5 protein-coding genes are annotated in these 5275 nt (G+C 37.3%); 1 reads left to right on the top strand and 4 read right to left on the bottom strand.

Annotated elements, in window-relative coordinates:
• Window positions 1–325 precede the first annotated feature (325 nt).
• The 3 genes from ACO1O5_RS14320 to ACO1O5_RS14310 all read right to left on the bottom strand — a co-directional run bounded on the left by ACO1O5_RS14320 (window position 326) and on the right by ACO1O5_RS14310 (window position 2555).
• Window positions 326–835, bottom strand: a complete 510-nt coding sequence (locus ACO1O5_RS14320) for a hypothetical protein (protein ID WP_486271346.1) — start codon at window positions 833–835, stop codon at window positions 326–328.
• 176 nt (window positions 836–1011) lie between these two features.
• Window positions 1012–2253: a tyrosine-type recombinase/integrase gene (locus tag ACO1O5_RS14315; protein WP_486271345.1), complete on the bottom strand. Its 1242-nt coding sequence runs from the start codon at window positions 2251–2253 to the stop codon at window positions 1012–1014.
• A gap of 89 nt (window positions 2254–2342) precedes the next feature.
• Window positions 2343–2555, bottom strand: coding sequence for a helix-turn-helix domain-containing protein (locus ACO1O5_RS14310; protein ID WP_486271343.1), 213 nt, complete (start codon window positions 2553–2555; stop codon window positions 2343–2345).
• 697 nt (window positions 2556–3252) lie between these two features.
• Between ACO1O5_RS14310 and ACO1O5_RS14305 the strand changes: the two genes are divergently transcribed.
• Window positions 3253–3870: a fibronectin type III domain-containing protein gene (locus ACO1O5_RS14305; RefSeq protein ID WP_486271341.1), complete on the top strand. Its 618-nt coding sequence runs from the start codon at window positions 3253–3255 to the stop codon at window positions 3868–3870.
• Window positions 3871–3996: 126 nt separating this feature from the next.
• On the opposite strand, the gene ACO1O5_RS14300 is transcribed toward ACO1O5_RS14305, so the two are convergent.
• Entirely contained in the window at window positions 3997–4779 is a 783-nt protein-coding gene (locus ACO1O5_RS14300; protein WP_486271339.1) for an RMD1 family protein, read from the bottom strand.
• Between the last annotated feature and the right edge of the window lie 496 nt (window positions 4780–5275).

Here is a 5275-nt window from a genome sequence, read left to right as displayed (position 1 = left end):
TTTCAAATAGTCTTCTGCCGTCTGGCCAAATGAAGTTGCAGAAATAATTACTATTAAAATTGTTAATAGATGTTTCATCGGAAGAGGTTGATAATTGCCTACAACGTTTAGGGCTTGCTGCTGCGCTGGCATTCAATGAACGTTTCGCCCGAACGTCAGCCCAATAACGAACCCAAAGCCGAAGATAAATACAAAAGATGAACAATGAATTTTCAGCCCGGAACTACAGATGAATAGCGAACAAAAAGCTGATGTTTATTCCTTCAGCCAGCGTAGAAGCAAACCCAATGTTATGTGCATCCAGTTTGTATTTCAAAGATTTTATTTAGTTGTTATCTTCCGCATTTAAAAGCATTACCAAGAATTCCCGTGACTTTTTACATTCAATTTTAAACGGAACAAAGATTATTAAATAACCAAAAATGAACATTCCAAAAGGCATTAAGAAGGCTGGGGAAAATCCATGTTCAATGATTTGATTAAATTGAATGAGTCCAGCTAAAAGGAGTAATATACAAGCAAGTGTAACAATACCAAACCAAAACATTCCAAATATTAAAGGAAGTATAGCAGGTCGCATCTTAATATTGATTTGTGTCTGTCCGACCATCGTTGAAATATTCCCTTTTATCAGTGGTAAGAAAGAATTATTATACTTTATTATCCTGCTAATGGTAAACGAATTTCCCAAAATTTCGCCTTCGTATGGTTTCAAAGAATTTCTATTAAATGCAAAAAATTGAAAATTCTTTTTGGGTTCGATATTTTCGTCAAGTCGTTTATAAATTTCGTCGTAAGATAACTTAGTCGTCAAAGTATATTTTTCGAAAGGCAAAAGGTTTCGCAATTTTATTATTGTTTATAAAGATAGTTGGGGTATTTTATGTCAGTCGGCAAGGTTGCACATAACGTTTGCATTTATATAATTAGACGACACTTCATTTTTACAAGGCATTGATTTTTAACTATGTTCTGTTTCGTTTTTTGTATTGTTGAGGTGCGTCAATGCAATTACCAGTCTAAACTAATTATTTTATTTAGTTCATCCAAAACGTTTGGAATGTTTATTAACGTTTCTTTTTTTACATGCAGATATCTTTCAGTTGTTTTTATGCTAAAATGGCCTAACAAATCCTTTATATACCTGATATCTATTCCTTTTTCTAATAAATGAGTGGCAAAGCTGTGCCTCAGGCTATGGATTCCTACATCTTTATTAATTCTTGCCTTTTCTTTTGCAGCATAAAATATTTTTTGTGCACTTCTTATACTGTACTGTTCTCCGGGTTTTAAGGGATTTTCAAATAAATATATAACGGGAACAGGGTGATTTTTCTTCAGGTACGCTCTTAACACATCAAGTAATAGAATGCTTAATCCTACATACCTGTCTTTTTTACCCTTGGCTTTCTCTATAAACAATTGCATTCTACCACTATCAACATCTTTTATTTTCAAATTAATTACCTCGCTTACTCTTAAACCAGCACTATAGGCCGTAAACAATATTGCTTTGTGTTTAATATTAGTGATGGAATTAAACATTCGCCCAATTTCGTCTTCCCCCAATACCTTTGGTAATTGATTTTGTTTCTTTGGCCTCGGTATTTCCCAAAAAAACTTTTCTCTGCGTAAAACACTTTCGTAATAAAATTTCAATGCGTTCATTCTGCTATGCAATGTATTTTCGCTCAGCTTTAATTTTTCGTGGCAATATTGCAAATAATCTTTTATGCGCTGAACGGTAAATTCATTAGCAGGTTTATCTTTTATTAATTGTAGAAATTGAGTGAATTCGTTTCTATAAGTTTTAATGGTTGAAGAACTGTAGCTTTTTAAAAGCAAATGTTGAGTAAATTTTTGCAGGGCTTCTTTATTTTCTTTACTTATTGCCAATGTTTGTTTCACCTGTTGCGCAATAATTTTGGCTGCCGCTGGTTTGCCTGGTGGTATAACAGGTATGGTTACCTGCAAATTTTTTTCCCCGGGGCTTTTCTTCTTTTCTAAAAGATATTTCTTTAATTCATCAACCTGCAACAAGGCTACACCTTTCAAAGCTTTTGCCAGTTGTTCATAACTCTTTTCGGTGCAGGGAACATACCAGCACTTATTTGTCCGGCTCCAGCGGGCTCCCCCTTTCTTTTGAAAATAATAATTGAGGTTTTCTCCCGAGGGCAATTGGGATGTTGCTGAATAGATACCAATATTTTCGGCGCCATTATGTAAAAGCGGTTTAAGTGTTACTGTTTCCATATTTTAATGCCTTATGCGGTGGGCCATTTTCTCAAAACCAGGCGCGGTTATGGGAACAATTACCGGTTGCAAATTTTTTTACAACCATCTTATTTTACAAAGCCCCTCAAAAATTCATCGAGGTGGTCCCGGTGCACTCTTTCCTTATTACCAATTTTACTGGTTTTTAAGCCGTACTTCTTATACTCTGAGAAGGTGGTACGTCCAATGTCAAGAAATTGCATGACCTGCTTTTTCGTAAGCCATTTCTTTAATGGGTCTAAATCATCATTGTGATCGGGCACGTTGATTTGTCCGGGCATATGCTGTTGTTTTTGGTTCAAAAAAAAGGGGTGGTTTTTCTTTTGAATTACAACTGCGTTTCATCGTATTAGAAAATAAATTTATACAAGATTTTTCATGTCACCAAATTGTCAGCGGGTTTTTTACAAAAAGAAATGATGCTGCAATGGATATTTTATAAACCGGGTATTATATATATAGGTAGTCACCGGGTATTTTTAACGGTGAAGGATAATCGAAAAATTGATCCCCGGTTTTTTGAAAATAATTTTGATGGCTTGTTACAGCTTCGCTTTTCCTACCCACAACAATGGCCGTGCGTGTGAATGGTTTGCCGTTTTAGTCAACAAAGATGGGCGTCCTTATAAATGGTTAGCTTTTCTAATCGACAAAGATGGGCATTCTTGAGAATGGTTTACTTTTTTAATCAACAAAGATGGGCATCCTTATAAATGGTTTGCTTTTTTAATCAACAAAAATGGGCATCCTTTTGAATGATTTATATTTTTAATCAATAAAGATAGCCGTCTTTGTGACTGGTTTGCTTTTTTAATAAACAATGATGATGACATTACTAAAAAAATATTTGATCAAAAGAGGAAGTTTTCTGCCGGAAAGTGCCGTAATCGCAGGTTTTTAAAATGCAGGAAAATAATTTATTCACGGGTAAGTTATAATAGCAACCACAATTTGTGGCAATTTTAAAAACCATTAGTTATGCGAATTCCAAAAATCAATCTCAGTTATACAGGTTATGCTGATGCGGACCTGTTGAAAAAGGCTAACCACATTTTTAGTTCCGTTAGCGGTAACCCGGCCGTTTTTGCTTCTCCCGGACCCTGGCTTTCCAATTTGGGCGATGCTGCCGCAACTTATGCAACTGATCTCACAGCTGCCGCCGATCTTGGCCGCGTAAACATTTCTAATAAAAACCAAAGCCGCAAGGTACTAATTGATGCGCTGGTGCAATTGGGCAGGTATGTAATGTTAATAGCAGCCGGCGATGAAAACATACTGGTATTAAGTGGCTACACCGTTGCCAAAGAACCACAGCCCCGCCGCCTGGACAATCCCGGAACCGTAACACTCAGCAACGGCAATACATCAGGCACCCTAATAAGCCTGGTTAAAAGAGGTAATGCCAACAGTTACTCGCACGAAATTGCTGACACGTTACCCACTGAAAGCACCGTTTGGGAAAAGTTTGCCAGTGGTAACTGCCAGTTTACCTTCACCAACCTTACACCGGGCAAGCAATATTGGGTAAGGGTTGCTGCAATAGGCTATCGCAACCAGGTTGCTTACAGTGCAGTTGCCACACAGTTTGTACAATAAAGAGATTACAACTACTTTTCTATAAGGCTATCGTATAAGGGTGTACGTTAGCCTTTTTTGTTTTGCACCGGCGTGGCTTCTGCCATGGTTCGTGAAACACTAACCACGGCGCTGTGTGCCGCAGACTTATTTTATAATTTTTTCCAGCATCAGGTTAACCACTTCTACCATGATGAGTACGATTATTATCCATTCGAGCCGGGCGCTGTTGCGGTTCTGAAGAAGATCTTTCAATAAGTCAAGATTTTCCTTCACTATGGCTAAACCTTCCTGTACGTTACGAAACCGGGCCTGCAGTTCAAATGTTTTTTTTAATCCCTGGTCAAGTTTATTCAACTCTTCATTTTCCCACGTCTCTTCCGGCGAATCGAAAATATACAAGTTGGCGGCAATTTTATTTTTAAGATTTAACGTGCGGCCGATAGATTTTTTGAGTTCCACAACACCCAATTCAATTCTGCCCTTCTTTTCAAGTATCTGCGTATGATGGTTGGTCTCTTCCAGCAACAGGTTTGTTTGCAGATCGTAATAGTCGAGGGCAACGCTCTGCGACACATTGAGCATGATAAGCCTTATGATTTCTATATCAGCCTGCGGAATTTCAATTTTGCTGAACCCGTATATTACCGATGTGGCCCCGGTTTCTATATCAAATTCATCGCTCAACCGCTGCTCAATGTAATTGCGGCAATAGGGTTTTATCAATTGAAGGAATGAGGACATTTCTGTTTCTGTATAACCTATAAAACTTACAATTCCATGCCTGAAAACATACAGGTATTTCTGATTACCTATGTGATAAAATAGTTCCTCCAGGTCAGAATAATGGATGTTGGCCGTAAAAACATTCTTGAATTGTCTTACATCAATATTATCCGCCACCTGGAAGGAAATTACTTTTAATGTCATAAACGCGGCAATTGAGAATTAAAGTTACAGCAAGTTAGGGAGTGATAAATACCATTTCAGCCAGCCTGCCCTTCATGGAAAGTTGGAGAATTTAGTAGCCCTATTGTGATGCGGTTCCATTTTTATGCAGGATCATGGAACCGCTCATTGTACCTTTTAGTATATCCGTAACCGTTAGCCATGGCTTATATCCTTACCCTCTGCCAAAATGAAATGATTATAAAAAAGAAAAAGATACAGGCGATGTTTTATTAAAATCAAGGAAACCCTGCGCCCGGGTTAACAACTGCCCTTTAACCATACAATACGTTTGATCTATACGATGTAGTTTATTTTAGTGCACCCCATTTTTTATCTACCTGAACTTTTTTTGTTATTTTACATTTTGCAACGATTGAAAAGTAATATCAAAAATATTTTTTCAGGCAAAAAGAAAAGCATTGTAGTCATCACTATTTTGGTGATAAGCATGGTGGCCTACAATGGATTTGCTGAC

It is taken from the genome of Ginsengibacter sp. (assembly GCF_057362405.1).
Note: the sequence above shows the minus strand (reverse complement) of the source record. Positions and strands in the feature narration are given on the sequence as shown.